Below are 25,047 nucleotides of genomic sequence, written 5' to 3'. Positions count from 1 at the left end.
GCACGCCGGTTTCTGAACCGCATTCCGATTTCGGGGCCGCATTGTCGGCCCCGTTGTCGTTTCGGCTACCGGCACCGGACCGACGCGCGCTCCCCGGCTTGTCGCCCTCCCGTCCGTGGTCTAAAACCGGCCAAAAGCGTGTAATCCAGGAAGGGAGAGCCCCGCATGGCAGCGGAGCAGACAGCGGCCGAGACATCTGCGGCCTCATCACAGGCCGGACCGCTCAGCGGCATCACCGTCGTCGATCTGAGCCGCATCCTCGCGGGCCCCTACTGCACCCTGATGATGGCGGAGCTCGGCGCCCGGGTGATCAAGGTGGAGACCCCCGGCACCGGCGACGACGCCCGCCACTACGGGCCCTTCGTCAATGGCAAGTCGGCGTATTTCCAGTCGGTCAACCGCGGCAAGCAGAGCATCGCGCTGAACCTGAAGGACGACGGCGACCGCGCCACCTTCGAGAAGCTGCTGGAGAAGGCCGACGTCATCGTCGAGAACTTCCGCCCCGGTACCATGGAGAAGCTCGGCTACGGCTGGGACACGCTCCACGCCAAGTACCCCAAGCTGATCTATGCGGCGGCCTCCGGCTTCGGCCATTCCGGCCCGGAGATGACCCGTCCGGCCTATGACATGGTCGTCCAGGGAATGGGCGGCATTATGAGCATCACCGGCCATGAGGGCTCGCCGCCGACCCGCATCGGCACGTCCATCGGCGATATCGGCGCAGGCCTGTTCACCGCCATCGGCGTGATGTCGGCCCTGTTCGGCCGCGCCATGACCGGCGAGGCGCGCAAGGTCGATATCGGCATGTTCGACTGCCAGGTGGCGCTGCTGGAAAACGCCGCCATGCGCTATTTCGTGACCGGCAAGGCGCCCGGCCCGCTCGGCGCCCGGCACCCGTCGATCACGCCGTTCCAGGCCTTCAACACCGCCGACGGCCATATCATCATCGCCGCCGGCAATGACGGGCTGTTCCACAAGATGGTCGACGCCCTGGGCAAGCCGGAGTGGAAGACCGACGACCGCTACACGACCAACGACCTGCGGGCGACCCACGTCACCGAGCTCGAGACCGAGATCGAGGCGGTGCTGAAGACCCAGCCGACCGCCCACTGGATGTCCGTCATGGACGCCGCCGGCGTGCCGGCCGGACCGATCAACAATATCGGCCAGGCGGTCGAGTATCCGCAGACGGCGGCCCGCAACATGGTCGTCACCGTGGACGACCCTGTCACCGGCCCGATGAAGGTGGTCGGCAACCCGATCAAGATTTCCGGCTATCCGGACCCGACAACGCGGCTCCCGGCTCCGAATCTGGACCAAGACCGCGACGCAATTCTGAGGGAGATCGAACAATGAACCTGATGGTGAGCGATCTCGACTACGGCCAGGAGCCGTCGCTCGAGCCGAACCTGGACCCCTACGCCCTGGCCAAGGCCCTCAGCGGCCGCCACCTGATCGGCGGCAAGCTGGTGCAGGCCGCCTCGGGCAAGACCTTCGAGGTTATCTATCCGGCCACCGGCGAGATCATCGGCTTCGGTGCCGCCGGCGATGCGGAAGACGTCAACCGCGCCGTCGAGGATTCCGCCAAGGCGCAGAAGGCCTGGGGCAAGATGCGCGCCCGCGACCGTGGCAAGCTGCTCTACAAATGCGCCGAAGCGCTGGAGGAGCATGTCGAGGAGCTGGGCCGGCTGATCGCGCTGGAGACCGGCAAGGCCCTGCGCACCGAAAGCCGGGTGGAGGCCTCCATCCTGGCCGACGCCTTCCACTTCCATGCCGGCCTCGGCTCGGAGCTGAAGGGCGAGACCGTCCCGCACCATCCGGACATGCTCACCATCACGGTGCGCGAGCCGATCGGCGTGGTCGGCGCCATCATCCCGTGGAACGTGCCGCTGCTGCTGATGGCGCTGAAGATCGCCCCGGCGATGCTGGCGGGCAACGCCGTGGTCGTGAAGTCTGCCGAGGAAGCGCCGCTGACCGTGCTGCGCGTCTGCCAGATCATGAATTCGATCCTGCCGGCCGGCGTGTTCAACATGCTGTCGGGCTTCGGTCCGGAATGCGGCGCCCCGCTGGTCGAGCACAAGAAGGTCGGCAAGGTGACCTTCACCGGCTCGGTGGAGACCGGAAAGATCGTCTACAAGACCGCCGCCGAGAAGCTGATCCCGGTCACGCTGGAGCTGGGCGGCAAGTCGCCGATGATCATCATGGCCGACGCGAATATCGACAAGGCGCTGAACGGCGCCGTGGTCGGCATGCGCTTCACCCGCCAGGGCCAGTCCTGCACCGCGGCCAGCCGAATCTTCGTGCATGACAGCCTCTACGACACCTTCGTGGAGAAGCTGCGCGCCCAGGTCGACGCCATGGTCATGGGCGACCCGCTGGATGAGAAGACCGATATCGGTACCATCATCTCGCCGGAGCAGTTCAAGAAGGTGAAGGGCTATATCGACATCGGCAAATCCGAGAAGGGTGCCAAGCCGATCGAGTGCTCGGCGATGCCGACCGACGAGAAGTTCAAGGACGGCCTGTTCGTGCGTCCGGTGCTGTTCACCGAGATGACCAACGACAGCCGTCTCTCCCGCGAGGAGATCTTCGGCCCGGTCACCTGCATCATCCGCTGGACCGACCTGGACGAGGTTGTCGCCGCGGCGAACGACACCGAGTACGGGCTGGCGGCCACCCTGTGGACCAACGACCTGCATGCGGCGCTGAACGTGACCGAGAAGCTGGAGGCGGGCTTTGTCCAGGTGAACCAGAACCTGGTCGTGCAGCCGGGCCTCAGCTATGGCGGCGTGAAGAATTCCGGCCTCGGCAAGGAAGCCACCCTGGAGGCGATGCTGGAGCACTTCACCCACAAGAAGACGGTGATCTTCAACAAGACCTGATGATCGCAGGGACCGCGCAGACACAGAGCGAGAGAGCGCTATGGGCTCCAGCCTGATCCGCCGACTCGTCGTCGGCGCGGTCCTTCTCCTGATCGGCTTGAATTTTCTGGGCGCCCTGGGGCTGTTCTGGCTCCAGGGGTCCCTGCCGGAGACCGACGGCGAGATCATCGGCCTCTCCGCCCTCGCCGCCCCTGCGCTGATCGAGCGCGACGACGCCGGCACCGTCACCATCCGCGCCGCCCGCCCTGAAGATGCCAGCTTCGCGCTGGGTTATGCCCATGCCCAGGACCGGCTGTGGCAGATGGAACTGATGCGCCGCACGGGGGCCGGTCGCCTGTCGGAGATCGTCGGCGAGGCGACCCTGTCCACCGACAAGCTGCTGCGCACCCTCGGCCTGCGCCGCCTCGCCCATGCCTCCTACGAGCGGCTGTCGGAGCGCGCGAAGGCGCATGTGGACAGCTACGTTGCCGGGGTGAACGGCTATCTGGAGACCCGATCCGGGCCGCTGCCCCCGGAATTCCTTCTCGCCGGGATCGAGCCGGAGCCATGGGAACCGGCGGACAGTCTGGTCTGGGCCCGGCTGATGTCGCTGCAGCTCGCCGGGAACTGGTTCTCCGAGATCACCCGGGCGCGGATGCTGAAGGCCGGTCTGAGCACCGATCAGGTGGATCTGCTCTACGCGCCCTTCGACGGGAACGACGGGAGGCTGACCGCGCCCGACCTGTCGGCGCTCGACTTGGTCACCGACAGCCGCCTTGCCGCCTGGGGCGAGTCCCTGCCCGACATCCTGCGGCCGCGCCGTGCCTCCAACGCCTGGGCCGTAAACGGCCTGCGGTCGCCCACGGGACGGCCGGTCCTCGCCGGCGACCCGCATCTCGGATTTCAGAGCCCGAACCTCTGGTGGCTGGCGCGGGTCGAGTCGCCGGGCTATCTGCGGGTCGGCGCGTTCGTGCCGGGCGTGCCGTTCCTGGTGATCGGCCATAACGGGGCCGTCGCCTGGACCTTCACCACCACCCACTCCGATACCCAGGATCTCTTCGTCGAGCGCCTCGATCCGGCCGACCCGACCCGCTATCTGACGCCGGAGGGCTATGCCCCGTTCGAGACCCGGGTGGAGCGCTTCGGCGTCGACGGCGAGACCGTGGAACATACCGTGCGGAGCAGCCGCCACGGACCCGTGGTATCCGACGCCATGGACGACGCGGCGGCGGCCGCCGCCGACGGCACGGTTCTGGCGCTGGCGTCGGCCTCTCTCGCCACCGATGACGATACCTCCCAGGCGCTGTTCGACATGGGGACGGCGATCGACGTGGGCAGCCTGGTCCAGGCCCTGCGGATGTTCGACAGCCCGCAGCAGAACGTGCTCTTCGCCGATACCGCCGGCCGCATGGGCATGGTTTCCGCCGGTCGGGTGCCGCTGCGGCGGTCGGGCGACGGGTTCTATCCGGCTCCCGGCTGGAGCGGAACCCACGACTGGACCGGCTGGGCGCCGTTCGACGCGCTACCTCAGGTCCTGGATCCGCCGGGCGAGGCGCTGATCAATGCGAACGAGCGGGTGGTCGGCGCCGATCCGGACCTGTTCATCGCCCGCAGCTTCGACGCGCCCTACCGGGCCCGACGGATCGCCGAGATGCTGGCCGGGGGCGACCGGACGGTCGCCGGCATGGCGGCGATGCAGATGGACACCCTGTCGCTCTTCGCTCGCGATCTCCTGCCGCTGCTTGTCCCGCACCTCCCGACCTCAGAGGGAAAGGGGCTGGAGGCGCGGGCCGCCGGCCTGCTGCGCGCTTGGGACGGCACGATGGCGGCCGAACGGGTCGAACCGCTGATCTTCGCCGCCTGGGTTCGGGCACTGCACACCCGATTGTTCGCCGACGAACTGGGCACCCTGCTCTCGGACTATTCGCGCGCCCGTGCGGCGAACCTGTTGGCGATCCTGCGCGACGAGGATGCCTTCTGCGACGACACCCGCACCCCGGAGGTCCGGGAACGGTGTGGGGACGTGGTGGCCGGCGCCTATGAAGACGCGCTGACCCTGCTGGCCCGTCTGTACGGCAACAAGATCGAGGCTTGGACCTGGGGCGAGGCCCACCGCGCCTGGTTCAGCCATCCGATCTGGAGCAGGATCCCGGTGATCGGGGCCGCGCTCACCACCCGCACGCCGACCGGGGGCGGCGACTACACCGTGTCGCGCGGCAGCTTCTCGGGACCGGAGGACGATCCGTTCCGCCACCGGCACGGCGCCGGGATGCGGGTGGTCTACGACCTGACGGATCTGGACAATTCGCGCTTCGCCGCCGCTCTCGGACCGTCCGGCAATATCCTGTCGCCGATGAGTCTCAGTTGGCACGCCGCCTGGGCACGCAACGACGGCCTACGGCTGGTCGCACAGGAAGAGCCGAGCCATGAGCTCACTCTCTCTCCATAACAAACAATATCAGTAAGTTAGAATCGTAACTTCGCGCCGATCATGAACTTCTGAGAGACCTGCGGGGTCTGCTCGGCGCCGCCGGAATCCCCAGCACCGCGCACGGACGCCCGATACTCCGCACTCAGGTCGAGAGAGTTCGAGATCGACACGTCGGCGCCAAATCCGACCTGCGCCGTCGGCGTCATATCCGCGCCGGCCCCGATTTCCTGCCGCATCCGCACGGGGGCCCCATTGGGATCGAGGTAGCTCACGCCCACGCCGGCCATGAACCGCGGCGTCACGATCGTTCCGGTATGCCAGTCATAGGCGCCGGAGACGAGGAAGGTGAACCGGTCCTCCGCCTCGCCCTCCATGGTCGGGGCGGTGAAGCTCAGGGTCCGGTCGGGTTCGGCGTTGGAGAATGTGACCCCGAGCCCGACACCGCCGCCCGTGAAGGTCTGCCGGTCGTCGAAACCGCCGTTGAAATCCAACGCCCCGGGATCGTGGCGCCCGAAATCGCCGACGACGTACCAGGAGGCCGATGGCGGTTCGACCGACCCGGCCGGTAGCTGGTTCGTCGCGAGGGTCTGATCGGGGGTGAGAGTCTGCGCGGAGGCGGGCAGCGCCAGACACAGCACGGCCACAGCCGCGGCAGCTGCCGCCACCGGGAACCTATACCCATGCTGAATGCAGCTGCCAGACAAGGACGCCTCCTCGAGTCAGCAACAAAACAGGCGGGTCGCCAAACAGCGCCCGCTCCCCATTCCCCTGAAGCGTCATGTCTACCATGCCGCGGCGCACAATCCAATCGCCATATGGGCGTCGGCCCCGCTCCCTGCCCCGGTTGTCGGGGCTGGCAATCGACCGTCTCTTCGCTACCCTGCGCCGATGGACGCGCCCCTGCCCGAATGTCAGATCGTCTGGAACGACACCGGCCTCTCCGACTGGGAGGAGGTCTTCGCACGCGCGCCGCGCGCCAACCTGTTGCAATCGCCGGGATATGCCCGTGCGATCTGCCCGCCCCTGGGCCAACGACCGCGTCACGGGCGTATCCTGATCGACGGGTCCCTGGCCGGCGTGTTCCAGATCCAGGAGGCGCAGATTCTGCGGCGGGCGATTCATGCGGTGATCCTGGATCGGGGGCCTGTCTGGCTCGACGGATACGGCACGCCGGACCAGGTCGGCGCGTTCTTTCGCGCCTTCGACCGGACTTTCCCGCGCCGGATCGGGCGGAAGCGGCGACTCCTGCCGGAAGCGCCGAACACACCGGAGATGCGCGCCGCCCTGGACGCGACCCGCCTGAAGCGCCGGCCCGGCTCGACCGGCTATCAGACCGTCTGGGTCGACCTGCGCCCGGATCTGGAAACCCTGCGCGCGACGCTGAAATCCAGATGGCGCGGTGCGCTGCGCAAGGCGGAGGCGGCGGAACTCACCACCGAATGGTCCTGGAAAGGCAAATCGCTGCTCCAGGTGCTGACGGGCTACGAGCAGGACAAGGCCGAACGGGGCTATCCGGGACCGACGGTCGGCACCGTCACCGATCTCTGTCGGACGTTGCTGGGACACCGGAAGGTTCTGGTCGGTACGGCCAGCCAGGGCGACAGGCTCGTGGCCGCCGCGTTGTTTCTCTGCCACGGGAGCGGCAGCACCTATCAGGTCGGCTGGACCACCGCCGCCGGCCGTACCTTGAGCGCCAGCCATCTGCTGCTGTGGCAGGCCATGGGCGAACTGAAGGATGCCGGCCATCTCGACCTCGATCTCGGCGGGGTCAACGACGCGGACGCCAAGGGGGTGAAGAGCTTCAAGGAAGGTCTCGGCGGGGAAACCGTTGAGCTCGTGGGGCAATACGAGTGATACAAGGCCCCCAGTAGAGGATCGCAGGACCGGCAACCCGACGGCCGGACGCGCGGTCCGTCCCCTCCCCCTGCGGGAAACCGAGGCCCCATGACCCTGCCCGTTACGATCGACATGATCGACGATGCCGCCGTCCTCCTGAAGGGCGCCGTCCTGCACACCCCGACCGTCGAGGCGCAGAGCCTGGGCCAGCAGCTCGGCTGCCGCCTCAGCCTGAAGCTGGAGAACCTGCAGCACACCAGTTCCTTCAAGGTCCGCGGCTCCTTCGTCAAACTGCAGGGGCTGAGCGAGGCGGAGCGCAAGCGCGGCGTCGTCGCGATGTCGGCCGGAAACCACGCCCAGGGCGTGGCCTATCACGCCGCCCGCCTCGGGATACCCGCGACCATCGTGATGCCCGCCACCACCCCGTTCTCCAAGGTCGAACGGACCCGTGCCCACGGCGCACGCATCGTGCTTGAGGGCCGTACCGTTGCCGATTGCGTGGCCCGCACGAAGGCGCTGATCGACGAGGAAGGCCTGGTGCCGGTCCACCCGTACGACGACCCGGACATCGTCCGCGGCCAGGGTACCGTCGGCCTGGAGATCGACGCCGATTCCGGTCCGCTGGACTGCGTGGTGGTCCCGATCGGCGGCGGTGGGCTGATGGCCGGCATGGCCATCGCGCTGAAGGCCCGCCGGCCGGAGATCCAGATGATCGGCGTGCAGGTCGACAGCTTTCCGTCCATGTACGATGCGGTGAAGGGGCTGCCGAACCGGGCGGGTGGCTCCACCCTCGCGGAGGGCATCGCGGTGAAGGAGCCGGGCCTGCTGACCCGGGAAATCATCGCGCAGGTGGTCGACGAGATCGTCCTGGTTCCGGAACGGGCGATCGAGCGCGGCGTCCAGCTTCTGGTGGAACAGCAGCGCGTGGTCGCCGAGGGCGCCGGCGCCGCCGGCATCGCCGCCCTGCTCCATGCGCCCGAGCGGTTCGCCGGCCTGTCGGTCGCGACCGTCGTCTGTGGCGGCAACATCGACTCGCGGCTGCTGTCGTCGGTCCTGATGCGGGGCCTGGTCCGCGACGGGCGGCTGATCCGGATCCGCTTCGAGATCCACGACGAGCCTGGGATGCTGGCGACGGTGGCCGACACGATCGGCAAGACCGGCGGCAATATCGTCGAGGTCCTGCACCAGCGCATGTTCCAGGACACGCCGATCAAGAACGCCGATCTCGACGTGGTCGTGGAGACCCGCAACCGCGCCCATGTGGACGAGATCCTGGCGCGGTTCGTCGAACTGGGGATCTCGGCCCGGCTGCTCGGGGTCGATGCCGCGCAGGGTTAGACGGTCAGCAGAGCTTTCTGTAGGAGCCGCGCCAGTAGACCAGCGGTTCGGCGTCGTCGAGCACGGCCAGACGCTGGACCCTCCCGACCAGAATGACATGGTCGCCCCCGTCGTGCCGGGCATGGACCGTGCAGTCCAGGGCGGCCAGGGCGTCGGCCAGGATCGGCGCGCCCGTCGACCAGCCGGTGAACTCATTGGCCGAGAACCGCGCGGCCAGCGGGTCGGCGAACCGGTTGGACACGGCTTCCTGGTCGGTCCCCAGGATGTTGACGGCGAAGCAGGAGGCCGCCTCGAAGGCCGGCAGGCTTCCGGCCTCGAGATCGAGGCAGAACAGGATGAGCGGCGGATCGAGCGAGACCGACGTGAAGCTGTTGACGGTCAGTCCTACCGGATCGCCCTCCGGCGAGCGCGTGGTCACGACGGTGACTCCCGTCGCAAAGCGACCAAGCACTGCCCGGAAATCTCCGGGGGCGACATTCTCAGGACCGTTCATCGGAACCTCGGTTTGCGGGGACGCAACGCTAAATAGCGCGCCACGCGACCTGTTTCAAACCGGCGCTTGGCGAAAGGCTCGCGAACCCGGCGAAGACCGGCTATTCTGATACGTCGCATCGAGAGGGTGTGTCGGGAACCTATAGGACCGCAAGCGGAGCCGAAGATGTTCATTATCGTCGGGTGGGTCGTCGTCATAGCCTGTGTGATCGGCGGCTATATGGCCATGGGCGGCAAACTTGCCCCCCTCTGGCAGCCATTCGAGCTGGTCATTATCGGCGGCGCCGGTGTGGGCGCGTTCATCGTCGCCAACCCGAAGCACATTCTCAGCAAGGCCGGCTACGGCTTCAAATCGGCGCTCAAGGGCCCGAAATACAATAAGGACGATTATCTCGAGCTGCTTTCGCTGCTCTACGCCATTTTCAAACTGGCGAAGACCAAGGGCATGCTCGCCATCGAAGCGCATATCGAACGACCTGAAGAAAGTTCCCTGTTCCAGGCGTTCCCCAAGTTCTCCGGCGATCACCATGCGATGGAGTTCCTCTGCGACTACCTGCGCATGATGACACTGGGAACCGACAACCCGCATGAGCTTGCCGATCTCCTAGACGAGGAGCTGGAGACCCACCACGCGGAAGACGCCGCGATTCAGAGCGCCTACCAGACCATGGGCGACGGCTTCCCGGCGCTCGGGATCGTGGCCGCCGTGCTCGGCATCATCAAGACCATGGGGTCCATCACCGAGCCGCCCGAGGTTCTCGGCAAGCTGATCGGCGGCGCGTTGGTCGGAACCTTCCTCGGCATTCTTCTGGCCTACGGTTTCGTCAGCCCGATGGCGGCATCCATGGGCGCGACGTTCAACGCGAACGCCAAGTACATGGGGTGCATCCGCGCCGGCCTGCTCGCCCATGTTTCGGGCTATGCCCCGGCCGTTTCCGTCGAATTCGCGCGCAAGACGCTCCTCTCCAAGGACCGACCGTCGTTCTTCGAGGTCGAAGAAGCCGTTGCCGCACTGCCGCCGGTGTAAGTGCGGCATGTGCGACAACGCGGCCCCCGGGGTTGACGACGGCGGCTTCGGCACCGACTTTGCAAGAGCGTAGCCACTGGTCACGAATAGGGGACGCGAACGGTGGACAACCACGCCACAATCGTCATCAAGAAGGTCAAGAAAGGCGGCCATGGCGGACACCATGGCGGCGCCTGGAAAGTGGCGTATGCCGACTTCGTGACCGCGATGATGGCGTTCTTCCTGCTGCTCTGGTTGCTGAACGCGACCACAGAAGAGCAGAAGATGGGCATTTCCAACTATTTCGACCCCACGGCCATCAGCCGCTCGACCCGTTCCGGCTCCGGCGGCGTGCTCGGCGGAACCTCGATCACCGTGCCCGGCGCACTGAAATCCGCCTCCTCGCCGCCGATGATCTCGACGCCCCAGGTCGCGCGGCCGCAGGCGGAGCGGACCGAGTCCCTCGACCCCGATTCGGATGATCCGGAGAACATCGAATCCCGCCTCGGCTCCCGCGAGGACGAGGAAGGGACGATCAATCAGGAAGTGATGGAGCAGATGCTGCGCGAACGCGAGCAGCAGCAGTTCGATCAGGCCGAGGCCGCGCTCAAAGAGGCGATCGAGCAGACCCCGGAACTGTCCGAGGCCGGCGAGTCCCTGAAGATCGATGCCGTTCCAGAGGGACTGCGCATCCAGCTCATCGACCAGGAGCGGATCGCCCTGTTCCCGAACGGCAGCGCCGCCATGTACGACCAGACCCGGGCGCTGCTGGAGAAGGTGGCGGAAGTCATCAAGAAGATGCCGAACAACATCGAGATCTCCGGCCATACCGACAGTTCGCAATTCGCGCCGGGATCGACCTATACCAACTGGGAACTGTCCTCCGACCGCGCCAACGCCTCGCGTCGGGTGCTGGAGGAGAACGGCATCCCGATCAGCCGGATCGAGAAAGTGGCCGGCCGGGCCGACCGGGAGCCTCTGGTCGTAGACAACCCGGCCGATCCGACGAACCGGCGGATCAGTATCGTGCTGAAAAACCTGACCACGGAACAGGCGCAGAACCTGAACCTGCTCGATCCGTCGGTCGCCGGCACCACGCCGGGCGTCACCCTCGGCGGTACGCCGGCCCCGGGCGGCGACGATTCCGGCGCTCCTCCGGGGACCCCGCCGGCCGCCTCGACGGATACCGGCGCCCCGGCGGTGCCGGCTCGCAACGATACCGGAGCTCCGGCCCCACGGGTGGGAGGCTGATCACCCCACATGCATGACGCAACCCTCGCTCCGCCGCTGACATTCTTCCATACCCTGCCGATGCCGTGCCCCTACCTGCCCGGCCGGCTGGAACGACGCCTGGTCTGCGACCTGTCGACCCGCCGCGGCCGGCATGCCCACGACACACTCGCCCGCGCCGGTTTCCGCCGGACCCAGCACCTCGCCTACCGGCCGGCCTGCGAAGGCTGTCAGGCCTGCGTGCCGGTGCGGATCCGCGTGGCAGATTTCGACTGGACCAAGGGGCAACGGCGGGTGCTGAAGGCGAATGCCGACCTGACCGGCGAACTGGTACCGAACGAGGCCACCCGCGATCAGTTCGACCTGTTTTCGCGCTATCAGTCCGGCCGTCACGGAGATGGCGAGATGGCGCTGATGGACGAGGCCGACTACGCGGCCATGGTGGAACGCTCTCCCATCGAGTCCTCGCTGATCGAGTATCGGGATCCCCGGGGGATGCTCTGGGCGACGATTCTGATCGACCATCAGGACGATGGGCTGTCGGCGGTCTACAGCTTCTTCGAGCCTGGCGCGCCGAAGCGGGCGCTCGGCCGCTTCATGGTGCTGGACGCGGTCCGCCGCTCCGCCGCTCTCGGCCTGCCCTACGTCTATCTCGGCTACTGGATCGAGGGCTGCCGGAAGATGTCGTACAAGACGATGTACCGCCCGGTCGAACTCCTCGGCCCGGACGGCTGGCAGACCTATACGGCGCCGGCCGAAGAGTAATCATCTGAGAACAGTAATCATCTGATCGGAACTCTGACCTCGCCCTGAGCAGCCCCGTACGGGGCGTGTCGAAGGGCCGGTGCAGATCCCCCGCCCTTCGACACGCCCCGTCCCGGATCAGGTCCGGAACGGGGCTGCTCAGGGCGAGGTCAGAGAGATCGAGGATGGACCGCCTCCGTGACGCGGCCTTCTCTTACGTAAACCGCGGCGGACGCGGGAAGCCGGTCGGCGGCATCTTGCCGGAGCCGGCGCGCTTGCCGCGCCACGCGGTCAGGTCGGTCTCCGTGCGTCGGCGGCCACCCTGAAGCGACCAGGAGAGCCCCTCCTCGGCCTTGAACACCGTCACGTCGGCCAGGGTGCCGCCCGACTTGTACTTCTGCAGGATCACACCCTTGCCGCGTCCCATCTCGGGCAGATCGGCCACGTCGAAGACCAGCAGCTTGCGGTTGGTGCCGACCACGGCGACGGTATCGCCCGTGATCGGGATACACACCCGCGCCTTCGACTGCGCGTCCGTTCCCAGCACCTGCTTGCCCGACCGGGTCTGGGCCAGGACGTCGTCCGCGGGCACGATGAAGCCCCGCCCCTCGGTCGAGGCGACCAGCAGCTTCTCTCCGGCGCGGTGCGGGAAGATGGTGACGATGTCCTCGTCGTTGGCCAGGTCGATCATCAGGCGGATCGGCTCGCCGTGGCCGCGGCCGGACGGCAGCTTGTCGCCGCCGATCGTGTAGAACCGTCCGTCGGTGGCGAAGACCAGGATCTTGTCGGTGGTCTCCGCGTGGACGCGGAACCTCTCGCCGTCGCCCTCCTTGTACTTCACCTCCTGGTCGGCGCCGATATGACCGCGCAGCGCCCGGATCCATCCCTTCTCGGAGCAGATGACCGTGATCGGCTCGCGCTCCACCATGGCCTCGGTCGGAATGACCACGGCGCTGGGCGCGGTGCCGATATCGGTGCGGCGGCGGCCGAGCTCGGTCGACTTGCCGAATTCCCGGCGGATCTCGCCGATCTGCTGGCCGATCACCTTCCAGCGACGCTCCTCGTTGCCGAGCAGGTCGTTGAGGTCGTCGCGTTCGGCGGACAGCTGCTCGAACTCCTTGCGCAGCTCGATCTCCTCGAGCCTGCGCAGGGAGCGCAGACGCATGTTGAGGATCGCTTCGGCCTGGACGTCGGACAACTCGAACGTCCGCATCAACTCGGCCTTCGGCTCGTCCTCCTCGCGGATGATCCGGATCACCTCGTCCAGATTGAGGAAGGCGATCAGGTAGCCGCCCAGCACCTCCAGGCGATGAGCGATCTTGCCCAGCCGGTGGTTGGTGCGCCGGACCAGCACCTCGTGGCGGTGGTCGAGGAACGCCTTCAACGCCTCCGGCAGGCTCATCACCCGCGGGACGTTGTCCTTGTCGAGCACGTTCAGGTTCAGCGAGATCCGGCTTTCCAGATCGGTCTGGCGGAACAGGCTCTCCATCAGCACGTCTGGATCGACGTTGCGGCTCTTCGGCTCCAGCACCAGACGGATATCGGCCGCCGACTCGTCGCGGATGTCGCCGAGCAGCATCAGCTTGCGGGCCTGCAGCAGCTCCGCCATGCGCTCGACCAAGCGCGACTTCTGTACCTGGTACGGGATCTCGGTGACGACGATCTGCCAGGTGCCGTTCTTCAGCGGCTCAACCTCCCAGCGCGCCCGCACGCGGAATGACCCCCGGCCGGTGCGGTAGGATTCGATGACGGACTCGCGGGATTCGACCAGGATGCCGCCCGTCGGGAAGTCCGGGCCGGAGACCTTGTCCACCAGGGTCTCGATGCGCGCATCGGGGAACTTGATCAGGTGCTGCAGCGCGTCGCAGAGCTCGTCGACGTTGTGCGGCGGAATGGAGGTCGCCATGCCGACCGCGATGCCCTGGGCGCCGTTCGCCAGCAGGTTCGGGAACGCCGCCGGCATGACGACGGGCTCCTCGCCCTCCCCGTCATAGGTGGCGCGGAAATCGACCGTATCCTCGTCGATCCCCTCCAGCAGGCGCTGGGCGACCTCGGTCAGCCGCGCCTCGGTGTAGCGCATGGCCGCGGCGTTATCGCCGTCCACGTTGCCGAAATTGCCCTGGCCGTCCACCAGCGGGTAGCGCACGGCGAAGTCCTGGGCCAGGCGCACCATGGCGTCGTAGATCGCCGAGTCGCCGTGGGGGTGGAACTTACCCATGACGTCGCCGACCACGCGGGCCGACTTCTTGAACGCGCTGCCCGGATCGAGCTTGAGCTGACGCATGGCGAACAGCAGGCGACGATGCACCGGCTTCAGCCCGTCGCGCACGTCCGGCAGCGAGCGCGCCATGATGGTCGATAGGGCATAGGCGAGATAACGCTCGCTCAGCGCATCGGCCAGCCAGGTGTCCCGGACGGTACCCGGCTCGATCGGCGGCGGTGGCGGGGGCAGTTCAGAAGATATCGTGCTCATGCGTTGGAACCTCCACCAGATACTGTAGCGCGCTCGGCGAACCGTTCAACGAATCGCGTCCGCGCCGGCGGCGGTTGGCGGCCGTGGGTCGCAAACACATGGCGCTCAAGGAAGAATCCGGACAGGGCGAGTCCGGCGAACAGGTCGTCCGAGTCGCCGCCGCCGCGACTCCCAGGATTTCCGACAAGGAATCGGGGCAGCGTCATCAGCTTGTCGCGATACGGCTCGCCCGCCGCGAGAGACACCGCCCGGCCCGAGCGCGGGCTGACATAGGCGAGATCGTCGTTGGTCCCGGTCGCGGCACAGGTGTCCAGATCCAGCCCGTAGCCGAGGTCGGCGAGCAGGCCGATCTCCCAACGGACATAGACCGCGATCCAGGCATCGCCGAGGCTGTCGTCGGCCATGACGTCCAGCAAAGCGCAGAGCGCGTCGAACAGTCTTGGATGCGGCTCCCGCTCCGGCAGGGCGGCATCGGCGACCGCGCAAATGGCCGAGAGACCGGACAGGCGCAGGGGATCGTTCATCACGCCGGCGGCGTATCCGGTATCGAGCTCGCAGGTCCAGCTGCCCAGATGCTCGGCCAGCCGGGCGCGCCACTCGGCATTGACCCGGTTGCCCGGCTGGAACACCCCCCGAGCGCGGCCCCCGAAGGCGCCTCGGGCGAGGCCGGCATGGCGTCCGTGCTCAGCGGTCAGCAGGGTGACGATGGCCGATCCCTCCCCGTGCGGGCGGGCGGAGAGGACGATGCCGGTGTCGGTCCAGTCAATCATGGGGCCAAGGTAGGATGCCGGAGGGTTGCTGGGGAGGGCCGAAACGGCGGTAGCGGAGCGACGTCAGACGCTAACGCCGAACAGCGAGCCGACGACGGCGGTGACCCCCATGGCGAACACGCCCCAGACCACGACCCGCAGGGCCGCCCGCCCCATCGGCGCCCCGCCTGCCCGCGCGCCCAGCGCACCGAGAAGGGCCAGCGCCACCACGGTGACGATCAGGACCGTCGGGATCGTGAATCCCGCCGGCGACAGGACTGTCGCCAGAACCGGCACGGCGGCGGCGCAGGTGAATGTCAGTCCCGAGGCGAGGGCCGCCTGGATCGGATTGGCGGCATGGACCTCGGACAGGCCGAGTTCGTCGCGCACATGGGCGCCGAGGGCATCGTTCGCCGTCAGTTCCCGGGCGACCTGCAGCGCGGTTTCGCGGCTCAGGCCCTTGTGTTCGTAGATCGCCGTCAGTTCCTCGAACTCGGCCTCGGGAACCCGCTCCAGCGCCTTGCGCTCGCGTCGGATATCCGCCTTCTCCGTATCGGCCTGCGAAGAGACCGAAACGTACTCGCCGGCCGCCATCGACATCGCCCCTGCCGCCAGTCCCGCCACACCGGCGATGATGGCAGCCGTCGGCGACGGATCGGCGGCGGCGACACCGACGATCAGAGAGGAGACGGAGACGATCCCGTCATTGGCACCGAGAACCGCCGCCCGCAGCCAACCGCTCCGGGTGATGTAATGCGGGTCGTCCGGATGGGCGGAGGGTTGGGTCAAGACGGTCCTGGCTTTGAATTCTCGCAAACCCTAGCACGTCATCCTGATGCACATCAGGATCGATGCTCCGGCGTTGGTGCACCGCAGATCCTGACTTGCGTCAGCGACTGTGATCTTGGTCAAGCGACTTGCCATGGCTTTTGATCTCTGACGATGGCGTTGAGGATGGTAAGCAGCTTTCTGGCGACGGCGATGAGGGCGACCATCTTGGGCTTTCCTGCAGCGATCAGTCTGGCGTGGAAGGCCTTGAGGGTAGGGTTGTAGCGCGCGCCGACCATGGCTGCGACGAACAGGGCGGTGCGTACGCTCGCGCGTCCGCCGCCGATGAAGGCTTTGCCGCGCCAAGTTCCCGATTGGCGCGTCCACGGTGCCAGCCCCGCCAGGGAGGCGATCTGGCGCCGGTCCAGTCGGCCGAGTTCGGGCAGATCGGCGAGCAGGGTGCGGGCGGTGGCCGGACCGATGCCGGGCACGCTGCGCAGCAGATCCTCCTGTGCCTGCCAGACCGGCGAGCCGCGGACCTGGTCGTCGATCTCGCGGTCGACCTCGTTCAGTTCCTTCTCCAGGGCCGTGATCAGACGCAGGATCGAGCGCCGCACCCGCGGTTCCGTGAGGCGGCTCTGACGCTGGCGCTCGGCGGCGATCATCGACACGATCTGCCGTCGCCGGGCCACCAGATCGGCCAGCAGGCGGCCGGACGCATCGGGCAATGCGCGCGGCTCAGGCCGGGTCGCCGCCAGGAACCGGGCGATCATCTCCGCATCGATCGGATCGGTCTTCGCCCGACGTCCCAGCGCCTGGGCGAAGGCCCGGATCTGGCGCGGATTGACCACGACGACCGGCAAGCCCGCCCCGGCCAGACCCGCCGCCACCACCGTCTCGAAGCCGCCCGTCGCCTCGACCCCCACCAGCGTTGCTCCCAGCGCTCCAAGACGCTCGGCCAACGCTGCAATCCCAGCGCCGTCACGCGGCACCGCCTCACATTCGCCCGGCCCTTGCGCGCCGAGCAGGATATGAACATCCAGACGGCTCTTGGAGACGTCGATACCCACGATCACCTGGTCCATCGCTACCCTGCCTTGCCTAAACGGGCTCGCCATATGGCGGCCCCGGCGACTGTTCGGGTTCGAGGGATGAACGGTGGATGGGCAACCTTGCTGACGTTCGGGCTCGCACGCTCCAGGACGACTCGGCGTCCCATCCACCACCGCTTCCGAAACTCTACCAGAAGCGGAAGACGATAAGTTACAAGGATGACGGGGGGAGTGGATGGACATAGGAGGCAGGTTTCGGCTTGCTTGAGGAAGACCTCACACGTCCCATTCCAGGCCCCATTCGCGCAGGTGCTGGCGGTCGTCCTGCCAGTTCTCGCGGACCTTCACGAACAGGAACAGGTGGACGCGGCGCTCCAGCATCTCTTCAAGTTCCGTGCGAGCCTGAGACCCGATCTCTTTGATTTTCTGACCACCTTTACCGAGCGCGATCTTCTTCTGGCTGTCGCGTTCCACGTACAGGGTCTGGTCGATCCGCACCGAGCCGTCGTCCCGTTCGGTCCACTGATCGGTTTCCACCGTGGCCGAATAGGGCAGTTCGTCATGCAGGCGCAGGAAGACCTTCTCGCGGGTGATCTCCGCCGCCATCAGGCGCATCGGCAGATCGCTGAGCTCGTCCTCGGGATAGAGCCAGGGGCCCGGCGCCATCCGCTCGGCCAGATATTTGCGCAGGTCGGCGCAGCCGCTGCCGTTCAGGGCCGAGATCATGAAGACCCGCTCGAAGTCGAAGGCCTCGCTGAACTCGGCGGCGATCGGCAGCAGCTTCTCACGCTTGATGTCGTCGACCTTGTTCAGGGCGAGCACCGCCTTGCGGCCGGCCTGTTTGAGCCCCTCGATGATCCGCATCGTGTCGTCGTCCAGGCCCTGCCGGGCGTCGGCGACCAGGACGACCACGTCGGCGTCCCCGGCGCCGGCCCAGGCGGCATGCACCATGGCCCGGTCCAGCCGGCGCTTCGGCTGGAAGATGCCCGGCGTGTCCACCAGCACGATCTGGGTGTCGCCCTCCAGGGCGATCCCGCGAATGCGGCTGCGGGTGGTCTGGACCTTGTGCGTGACGATGGAAACCTTGGCCCCCACCATCTGGTTCACCAGAGTCGACTTGCCGGCATTCGGCGCGCCGAGAAGGGCGACAAATCCGCAATGAGACTTCGGGGCGTTCATGCTCCCACCCGTTTGATCAGTTCGGCGGCTGCGGCCTGTTCGGCCAGCCGCTTGGATCGGCCGACCCCGATGGTCGGCTCCTGTCCTTCTACCACCACCTGGACCGTGAACTCGGGCGCATGCGCCGGCCCGGACTGGGTGACGGTGATATAGCGCGGCAGGGCCAGCTTGCGACCCTGGGCCCATTCCTGCAGCGTGGTCTTCGGGTCCTGGGGCGGGCGCAGGTCCAGCTCCAGCAGCCGGTTCCACTCGTTCAGGATGAAGCGCCGCGCCGCCTCCAGCCCGCCGTCCAGATAGAGTGCGCCGATGACCGCTTCCATGGCGTCGGACAGGATGGTGTCGCTGTTGCGCGACCCGGCATCGTCCTCGCCGCGCGACAGGATCAGGAACCGTCCCAGATCGATCGTACGCGCCACCTGGGCTAGGGCCTCGCGGCGGACCAGGTTCACGTGGCGCTTGGCGATCGCGCCCTCGCGCTCGTGCGGGAAGCGGTCGAGAAGCTGCTCGGCGACGACCAGCGCCAGCACCCGGTCGCCCAGGAATTCAAGGCGCTCGTAGGCATTCCAGGCCCGAGGCTCGGCGCTGGCATGGGTTACCGCACGCCGCAGAACTTCGGTATGATTGAACGCGTGTCCCAGGATCTCGGCGAGCGCCGACAGATCCGTGTCATCCGACGTCATTCGATGCCTTCCAGCAGACGTCCGTAACGAATGGCAAAGGGCCATTTCCACACTTCCCACAGCTTCGCGCTGCCGTCATGGGAGAAGAACAGGACGTCGGCCCTGCCCACCAGGTTCTGCTCGGGAATGGGTCCGACCTCCGGGAAACGGCTGTCCCGTGAATTGTCGCGGTTGTCGCCCATGGCGAAATAGTGCCCCGCCGGCACCCGGTATTCGGGGGTGTTGTCGGCGCTCATGGTGTCGCTGAGCTCCAGAATCCGGTGCTCACGGCCGTTCGGCAGGGTCTCGATGAACTGCGCGACCGGGCGGGAACCGTTCTCCGGCTGGAAATCCTCGATCTGGCGGCGCTTCACCGGCTCGCCGTTGATGTGGAGGATGCCGCCCTTTACCTGAACCCGGTCGCCCGGCAGCCCGACGATGCGCTTGATGTAGTCGGTGCTGTTGTCGCTCGGCAGCTTGAACACCACGACGTCGCCGCGCTCCGGCGGGGTGAAGAGCACCCGGCCCGGGATCAGCGGCAGCGCCAGGGGCAGCGAGTAGCGGCTGTAGCCGTAGGACGCCTTGGACACGAACAGGTAGTCGCCGACCAGCAGGGTCGGGATCATCGAGCCCGAAGGGATGTTGAACGGTTCGTAGAAGAAGGTCCGGATGCCGAGCGCGATGGCACAGGCGATTATCACGGTGCGGATCAACTCACCGTACCCGCCCGATTTTTTTGCAGCCATCGAAACCCATCCTGACAAGACCTTGGCACCCAGCGCCGCATGCGCGAGCATGGACCGGTATGCCGAATTTGACGCGCCGGGGCAAGCAATGCCCTCGGCGATTGACCCCGGCTTCGCCGGTTTACGAGCCTAGCCTTCGCCGGGCCTCAGAGCCTCGATGGAGGCCGGTGCCGCGGAGACGACCACGAAAGCCTGCGCGTATGGCGGCTCATCCGACAAAGACAGGTCGATGCGGGCGATCATTCCCTGCGGCGTGAGGGTTGCCAGCCGTTCGGCCGCCCTGCCGGAGAGCACGAAGCGCGGCTTTCCGGAGCGCGCATTCTCCACCACGAGCTCGCGCCACTGGATGCCGTCGCGCGCATCGTCGCCGAGTGCCTTCCAGACGGCCTCCTTGGCGGCGAACCGCTTGGCGTAGACCAGGGCCGGATCGGCGGCGTTCTCCGCCCGGGCGATCTCCTGGGCGGCGAAGCAGCGGTGACGGAAGCGGTCGCCGAACCGATTCAGGGCCGCTTCGATCCGGCGGGTGTCGACCAGGTCGGCGCCGATGCCGAGGATCATCCTTCGCCCCTCACCCGCGCGCGCGATCGACGGAGTTGATCACCGGCGTCGCACGCAGCGCGGCGATGATCGTGGTCAGGTGCCTGATATCGGCCACCTCCACGTCGATCAGCATCTCGAAGAAATCGACGGAGCGGTTCACGATCTTCAGGTTCATGATGTTACCGCCATTCTTGCCGATCACCGTAGACAGCGAGCCGAGGCTGCCGGGCTCATTGGCGATCACCACGTCCAGGCGCCCCACATGGGCCGACTCCGCGTCGTCGTCCCAGGCCACGTCCAGCCAGCGCTCCGGCTGGTCCTGGAACCCCTCCAGGGTTTCGCAGTCGATCGTATGGATCGTCACCCCTTTGCCCGTGGTGACGATGCCGACGATCCGCTCGCCTGGGAGCGGGTGGCAGCAGCGCGCGAAATGCATCGCCATGCCGTCGATCAGCCCGCGGATCGGCAGCGCATCCTTCTGCCGGCCCTTCTTGGCCCGGCCCCGCGCCCGGGCGATCGGGACGACGTTCTCTTCCTTCTTCGGCTCGACCACCGGCGGATGCACGGCGTGGATGACTTCCAGCGCGCTCTCCAGCCCCTCGCCGATGCCGGCATAGAGGTCTTCCACCGCCTCGGCGTGGAACCGGCCGAGCAGCGGCTCGAGCTGCTTTTCGGAGAACGGATGGCCTTCCTGGCGGAACGCCTTCTGCAGCATCGCCTTGCCGAGATCGGAGAACTGCTGGCGACGCTTCAGACGCACGAAGCGGCGGATTCGCGCCTTGGCCTTGCCGGTGACGACGATCTGTTCCCAGTTCGGCGACGGCGTGGAGGTCTTCGAGGTGACGATCTCCACCTGGTCGCCGTTGCGCAGCTGGGTCATCAGCGGCACCAGGCGGCCGTTCAGCTTGGCGCCGACGGTGCGGTCGCCGACCTCGGAATGGACGGCATAGGCGAAGTCGATCGGCACCGCCCCTTGCGGCAGGGCGATCAGGTCGCCCTTCGGGGTGAAGCAGAACACCTGATCCTGGTACATCTCCAGCTTGGTGTGCTCCAGGAACTCTTCCGGACCGGAGGCCTGCTCAAGAATGTCGAGCAGCTCGCGGATCCATCGGTACTGCTTGCCCTCGTTGATCGCGTCGCGCTGCTTGTAGTTCCAATGCGCGGCCACGCCGAGTTCGGCCACGTCGTGCATTTCGCGGGTACGGATCTGCACCTCGATGCGCTGACGGTGCGGCCCGATCACGCCGGTATGCAGCGACCGGTAGCCGTTCGGCTTCGGCGTCGAGATGTAGTCCTTGAATCGGCCCGGCACGACCGGATAGGAGCCGTGCATGGCGCCCAGGCACTGGTAGCAGTCGCCGATATTATCGACGACCAGCCGGAAGGCCATGATGTCGGACAGTTGCTCGATCCCGACTTCCTTGCGCTGCATCTTCTGCCAGATCGAATAGGGGGTCTTCATCCGGCCGGAGATATCGGCATGCACGCCGGCATCGGCCAGCTTCTCGTGCAGCTCGGCGATGATGCTCTCCACCATGTCGCCGCCCTGGCTGCGCAGGTAGTCGAGCCGGGCCTTGATCGAGGTGCGGGCGTCCGGGTTGATTTCGGCGAAGGCGAGGTCTTCGAGCTCGTCCTTGATCTCGTTGATGCCGATGCGCGCGGCGAGCGGCGCGTAGATATCCATCGTCTCGGCGGCGATCCGCCGGCGCTTGTCCGGGTTCTTTATGAAATGCAGGGTGCGCATGTTGTGCACCCGGTCCGCCAGCTTCACCAGGAGCACGCGGATGTCCTGGCTCATCGCCAGCACGAGCTTACGGAAGTTCTCGGCCTGTTTGGTGCGGTCCGACTGCAACTCGATGCGGGTCAGCTTGGTGACGCCGTCCACCAGTCGGGCGATCTCGTCGCCGAACAGGTTACGCACGTCGGCAAGGGTCGCCTCGGTATCCTCGATGACGTCGTGCAGCAGCGCGGTGATGACCGTGCCGTGGTCGAGCTTCATCTCGGTCAGAATGCCGGCGACTTCCAGAGGATGGGAGAAATACGGGTCGCCCGAGGCCCGCGTCTGCGAACCGTGCATCTTCATCGCGTAGACATACGCGCGGTCGAGCGCGGCTTCGTCCGTGGTCGGATCGTAGGCCCGTACGCGCTCGACAAGTTCGTATTGACGGATCATGGCATCAGCACCTTCGGCAGGTGCCTATGCATATAGGGACGCCGGCCCGGAAAATCCGGGCGCATGGCGGCTGGATCAACCTTCGCGGTCGAGCTCGCTGTCGTCGACATCCTCGAACTGCTGGCCACCGTCACCCTGCTCGATCTCCATACCGAGATCCTCCGCCGCGTCTTCCCCGAGAGTTTCACCCTCGGCGAGCCGGCCGTCCAGTCCGACACTGCCGGCACCGGCATCGGAGCCGATCAGGCGCTCCATGTCGTCGTCCTCGGGCTCGTCGATCTCGACATGCTTCTGCAGACCCTTGATCAGCGCCTCGTTCAGAGCCGCGATATCCACGGTCTCCTCGGCGATCTCGCGCAGGGCGATAACCGGGTTCTTGTCGTTGTCCCGGTCCACGGTGATGGTGGAGCCGGCGGAGACGTCGCGCGAGCGCTGGGCTGCGGCCATCACCAGGTCGAACCGGTTCGGGATCTTGACGATGCAGTCTTCGACGGTAACGCGGGCCATGAAAAGCCTCTCGATCGGGTGCGCACAATGATTAGGCGGAGCCGCGGAATATAGAGACCAAGCGGCGGTAAAACAAGCGCTGATCCGAGGTTATCGCCCGGAAATCAAGATCCTGACGCGCCTTCCTCGATCGCCCTGATCGACTCGCCGAGATCGGACAGCGCGCCGATCAGCGTCTCCACGGTCTCGCCGGTGACCGGATGGCGCCACTGCGGATCGAGGTCACGGATCGGCAGCAGCACGAATGCCCGCTCGGCGGCCCGGGGGTGCGGCAGGGTCGGCGCCATCGCGCCGATGCGGACCCTGCCCTCGTAGTCGATCAGATCGAGGTCGATCGGGCGTGCCTCGTTGCGGACCCGCCGGACCCGGCCGAAGGAATCCTCGATCTCGTGCATCCGGGCCAGCAGCACCTCCGGGATCAGGTCGGTCTTCACCGCGACCGCGCCGTTCACGTACCAGGGCTGGTCGGATTTCGGGACCGGCTCGGACTCGTACCACCGCGACCGGGCGACGACCCGGACGTCCGGCTCCTGATCCAGTCGGCGGACCGCCGCCTCGCAGGTGGCCAGCGGCGTGTCGAAACCGGCGGCCGGCAGGTTGGCGCCGACGGCGATGACGATCACCGTGCCCCCTCCGCCGACCGGCCCTCCGGAGCCGCTCTTCGACACCGCCTCGTCCCCGACGCGACTGACAATTTCACCATGTAATCGTTGCCTCCACGGCAGGCCTTTGGCCTGTACATCAGCCCATATTCGGACCTAGACTGCAAACAGTTCGACGCGGGGGCCTCATTCCTCAGCCGCCTGCCGAATTTTTGAGAATTCAGCGCAAGAAGAGCGCAAAAGCAATTGAAAGGATTGCATATGCTATTCCATCCCGATGAACGAATGGCGCTGTTCATAGACGGTGCCAACCTCTATTCCGCCGCCCGCTCCCTGGGTTTCGATATTGACTACAAGCGACTTCTCGATCTGTTTGCAGGTAAAGGCCGGTTGATTCGCGCCTTTTATTATACCGCATTGCTGGAAGATCAGGAGTATTCGCCGATCCGGCCGCTAGTCGACTGGCTGGATTACAACGGTTACACGCTGGTTACCAAGCCGGCCAAAGAATTCACCGACAGCGCCGGCCGCCGCAAGGTGAAGGGCAACATGGACATCGAGCTTGCGGTGGACATGATGGAAATGGTCGACCGGGTCGACCACGTGGTCCTGTTCTCCGGCGACGGCGACTTCCGCTCCCTGATCGAGGCGGTGCAGCGCAAGGGTGTGCGCGCGTCCGTCGTTTCCTCGATCCGCACCCAGCCGCCGATGATCGCCGACGAGCTGCGGCGCCAGGCCGACCAGTTCATCGAACTCGACCAGCTCGCGGCCCAGATCGAGCGGGTTCATTCCGATCGCGGTCCCCGTCGAGAGCGGCCGGCGGCGCCTGCCTCCGCCCCTGTCGAGGCGGATGACGATCTCGACGACGATTATGTCGACGACGATTACGAGGACGATGAGCCCCCCGCGGTCGTGCGTCGGACTCCGACGCCCCGCCGCGGCTGAGCCGCAGACCGTCGAGAGATCGCCTGCCGATATGCTGAGTGACCCGCCTGCCGATTGCGGTCTCTGCCCGCGTCTCGTCGCCTTCCGGCACGAGAACCGACGGCTGTACCCGGACTTCCACAACGCGCCGGTGCCGAGTTTCGGCGGCACCGATGCGCGGCTGCTGGTGGTCGGGATGGCGCCGGGCCTAAAGGGAGCGAACCGCACCGGCCGCCCGTTCACCGGCGATTACGCGGGCGACCTGCTCTACGACACCCTGCTCACGTTCGGCTTCGCCACCGGCACCTACGATAAGCGGGCGGATGACGGGCTGTCCCTGATCGACTGCCGGATCACCAACGCCGCCCGCTGCGTCCCGCCCCAGAACAAGCTGATCGGCTCCGAGACCGCGAATTGCCGGCCTTTCCTGGAGACGACCATCGGCGAGATGCCGGCGCTGAAGGTGATCCTGGTGCTCGGCTCCCTCGCCCATGGCGCGACGCTGGCGGCGCTGGGCCGACGGAAGTCCGCCTTCAAGTTCGGCCATAACGCGGTGCACGATCTGGAGGACGGCCGGCTGATGGTCGGCTCCTACCACTGCTCGCGCTACAACACGAACACCGGCCGGCTGACCGAAGAGATGTTCCACGACGTGTTCCGTCAGGTGCGGGAACTGCTGGACACGAGGTAAGGGACTCCTCCTTCCCCGCAATCACTCCCCGGATTTAGTCCGGGGC

The 25,047-nt window shown here is 66.7% G+C and carries 23 protein-coding genes; 10 read left to right on the top strand and 13 right to left on the bottom strand.

The window, feature by feature from the left end; all coding sequences use genetic code 11:
- Positions 1–165: 165 nt before the first annotated feature.
- The 3 genes from T8K17_RS17600 to T8K17_RS17590 are packed head-to-tail and all read left to right on the top strand — an operon-like array spanning position 166 to position 5,310.
- Positions 166–1,356, top strand: coding sequence for a CoA transferase (locus T8K17_RS17600; protein WP_322331041.1), 1,191 nt, complete (start codon positions 166–168; stop codon positions 1,354–1,356).
- Positions 1,353–2,882: an aldehyde dehydrogenase family protein gene (locus T8K17_RS17595; protein WP_416153127.1), complete on the top strand. Its 1,530-nt coding sequence runs from the start codon at positions 1,353–1,355 to the stop codon at positions 2,880–2,882. Before T8K17_RS17600 ends, T8K17_RS17595 begins: the two co-directional genes overlap by 4 nt.
- Before the next feature lie 40 nt (positions 2,883–2,922).
- Entirely contained in the window at positions 2,923–5,310 is a 2,388-nt protein-coding gene (locus tag T8K17_RS17590; RefSeq protein ID WP_322331040.1) for a penicillin acylase family protein, read from the top strand.
- Positions 5,311–5,327: 17 nt separating this feature from the next.
- Here the strand turns inward: T8K17_RS17590 and T8K17_RS17585 are convergent, their stop codons facing one another.
- Entirely contained in the window at positions 5,328–5,957 is a 630-nt protein-coding gene (locus tag T8K17_RS17585; RefSeq protein ID WP_322331039.1) for a hypothetical protein, read from the bottom strand.
- 223 nt (positions 5,958–6,180) lie between these two features.
- Here T8K17_RS17585 and T8K17_RS17580 point away from each other — a divergent pair, with 223 nt between their 5' ends.
- Positions 6,181–7,146 carry a lipid II:glycine glycyltransferase FemX gene (locus T8K17_RS17580; protein ID WP_322331038.1) on the top strand — a complete coding sequence of 322 codons (966 nt, stop codon included), beginning with the start codon at positions 6,181–6,183 and terminating at the stop codon, positions 7,144–7,146.
- 90 nt (positions 7,147–7,236) lie between these two features.
- Complete coding sequence (locus T8K17_RS17575) at positions 7,237–8,466, top strand: threonine ammonia-lyase (protein ID WP_322331037.1); 1,230 nt, start codon at positions 7,237–7,239, stop codon at positions 8,464–8,466.
- A gap of 4 nt (positions 8,467–8,470) precedes the next feature.
- On the opposite strand, the gene T8K17_RS17570 is transcribed toward T8K17_RS17575, so the two are convergent.
- Positions 8,471–8,959 (bottom strand): flavin reductase family protein, encoded by a 489-nt coding sequence (locus tag T8K17_RS17570; RefSeq protein ID WP_416153126.1) that lies wholly within the window; start codon positions 8,957–8,959, stop codon positions 8,471–8,473.
- Between the two features lie 165 nt (positions 8,960–9,124).
- Between T8K17_RS17570 and motA the strand changes: the two genes are divergently transcribed.
- From motA to T8K17_RS17555, 3 genes are all read left to right on the top strand, one after another.
- Positions 9,125–9,985, top strand: coding sequence for a flagellar motor stator protein MotA (gene motA / locus T8K17_RS17565; RefSeq protein WP_322331035.1), 861 nt, complete (start codon positions 9,125–9,127; stop codon positions 9,983–9,985).
- Between the two features lie 102 nt (positions 9,986–10,087).
- Positions 10,088–11,215, top strand: a complete 1,128-nt coding sequence (locus T8K17_RS17560; protein WP_322331034.1) for a flagellar motor protein MotB — start codon at positions 10,088–10,090, stop codon at positions 11,213–11,215.
- Positions 11,216–11,224: 9 nt separating this feature from the next.
- Positions 11,225–11,959, top strand: coding sequence for an arginyltransferase (locus tag T8K17_RS17555; protein WP_322331033.1), 735 nt, complete (start codon positions 11,225–11,227; stop codon positions 11,957–11,959).
- Positions 11,960–12,152: 193 nt separating this feature from the next.
- On the opposite strand, the gene parC is transcribed toward T8K17_RS17555, so the two are convergent.
- The 11 genes from parC to folK all read right to left on the bottom strand — a co-directional run bounded on the left by parC (position 12,153) and on the right by folK (position 23,452).
- Positions 12,153–14,411 (bottom strand): DNA topoisomerase IV subunit A, encoded by a 2,259-nt coding sequence (gene parC / locus T8K17_RS17550; RefSeq protein ID WP_322331032.1) that lies wholly within the window; start codon positions 14,409–14,411, stop codon positions 12,153–12,155.
- Entirely contained in the window at positions 14,408–15,181 is a 774-nt protein-coding gene (gene recO / locus T8K17_RS17545; protein ID WP_322331031.1) for a DNA repair protein RecO, read from the bottom strand. The genes parC and recO overlap by 4 nt, the downstream gene beginning before the upstream one ends.
- 63 nt (positions 15,182–15,244) lie before the next feature.
- Positions 15,245–15,949 carry a VIT family protein gene (locus T8K17_RS17540; protein ID WP_322331030.1) on the bottom strand — a complete coding sequence of 235 codons (705 nt, stop codon included), beginning with the start codon at positions 15,947–15,949 and terminating at the stop codon, positions 15,245–15,247.
- A gap of 119 nt (positions 15,950–16,068) precedes the next feature.
- Complete coding sequence (locus tag T8K17_RS17535) at positions 16,069–17,013, bottom strand: IS110 family transposase (RefSeq protein ID WP_322330493.1); 945 nt, start codon at positions 17,011–17,013, stop codon at positions 16,069–16,071.
- A 243-nt stretch (positions 17,014–17,256) separates the two neighbouring features.
- On the bottom strand, positions 17,257–18,159 hold the full coding sequence (era, locus tag T8K17_RS17530; protein WP_322331029.1) for a GTPase Era: 903 nt from the start codon (positions 18,157–18,159) through the stop codon (positions 17,257–17,259).
- The gene (gene rnc, locus T8K17_RS17525; RefSeq protein WP_322331028.1) at positions 18,156–18,839 is read right to left on the bottom strand and encodes a ribonuclease III; all 684 of its coding nucleotides are present in this window, start codon (positions 18,837–18,839) and stop codon (positions 18,156–18,158) included. The genes era and rnc overlap by 4 nt, the downstream gene beginning before the upstream one ends.
- The gene (gene lepB / locus T8K17_RS17520) at positions 18,836–19,564 is read right to left on the bottom strand and encodes a signal peptidase I (protein WP_322331027.1); all 729 of its coding nucleotides are present in this window, start codon (positions 19,562–19,564) and stop codon (positions 18,836–18,838) included. The genes rnc and lepB overlap by 4 nt, the downstream gene beginning before the upstream one ends.
- Positions 19,565–19,693: 129 nt before the next feature.
- Complete coding sequence (gene acpS, locus T8K17_RS17515) at positions 19,694–20,122, bottom strand: holo-ACP synthase (RefSeq protein ID WP_322331026.1); 429 nt, start codon at positions 20,120–20,122, stop codon at positions 19,694–19,696.
- 10 nt (positions 20,123–20,132) lie between these two features.
- The gene (locus tag T8K17_RS17510) at positions 20,133–22,277 is read right to left on the bottom strand and encodes a bifunctional (p)ppGpp synthetase/guanosine-3',5'-bis(diphosphate) 3'-pyrophosphohydrolase (RefSeq protein WP_322331025.1); all 2,145 of its coding nucleotides are present in this window, start codon (positions 22,275–22,277) and stop codon (positions 20,133–20,135) included.
- Positions 22,278–22,352: 75 nt separating this feature from the next.
- Positions 22,353–22,784 (bottom strand): DNA-directed RNA polymerase subunit omega, encoded by a 432-nt coding sequence (gene rpoZ / locus T8K17_RS17505; RefSeq protein ID WP_322331024.1) that lies wholly within the window; start codon positions 22,782–22,784, stop codon positions 22,353–22,355.
- Positions 22,785–22,888: 104 nt separating this feature from the next.
- Positions 22,889–23,452, bottom strand: a complete 564-nt coding sequence (gene folK / locus T8K17_RS17500; protein WP_322331023.1) for a 2-amino-4-hydroxy-6-hydroxymethyldihydropteridine diphosphokinase — start codon at positions 23,450–23,452, stop codon at positions 22,889–22,891.
- A 195-nt stretch (positions 23,453–23,647) separates the two neighbouring features.
- Here folK and T8K17_RS17495 point away from each other — a divergent pair, with 195 nt between their 5' ends.
- Positions 23,648–24,331, top strand: a complete 684-nt coding sequence (locus T8K17_RS17495) for an NYN domain-containing protein (protein ID WP_322331022.1) — start codon at positions 23,648–23,650, stop codon at positions 24,329–24,331.
- A gap of 31 nt (positions 24,332–24,362) precedes the next feature.
- A complete protein-coding gene (locus tag T8K17_RS17490; protein ID WP_322331021.1) occupies positions 24,363–25,001 on the top strand; it encodes a uracil-DNA glycosylase in 639 nt (212 codons plus the stop codon).
- Positions 25,002–25,047 lie beyond the last annotated feature (46 nt).

It is taken from the genome of Thalassobaculum sp. OXR-137, from assembly GCF_034377285.1.
GTDB lineage: Bacteria > Pseudomonadota > Alphaproteobacteria > Thalassobaculales > Thalassobaculaceae > Thalassobaculum.
The sequence above is the reverse complement of the archived record's forward strand: the minus strand, read 5'-3'. Positions and strand labels throughout refer to the sequence as shown.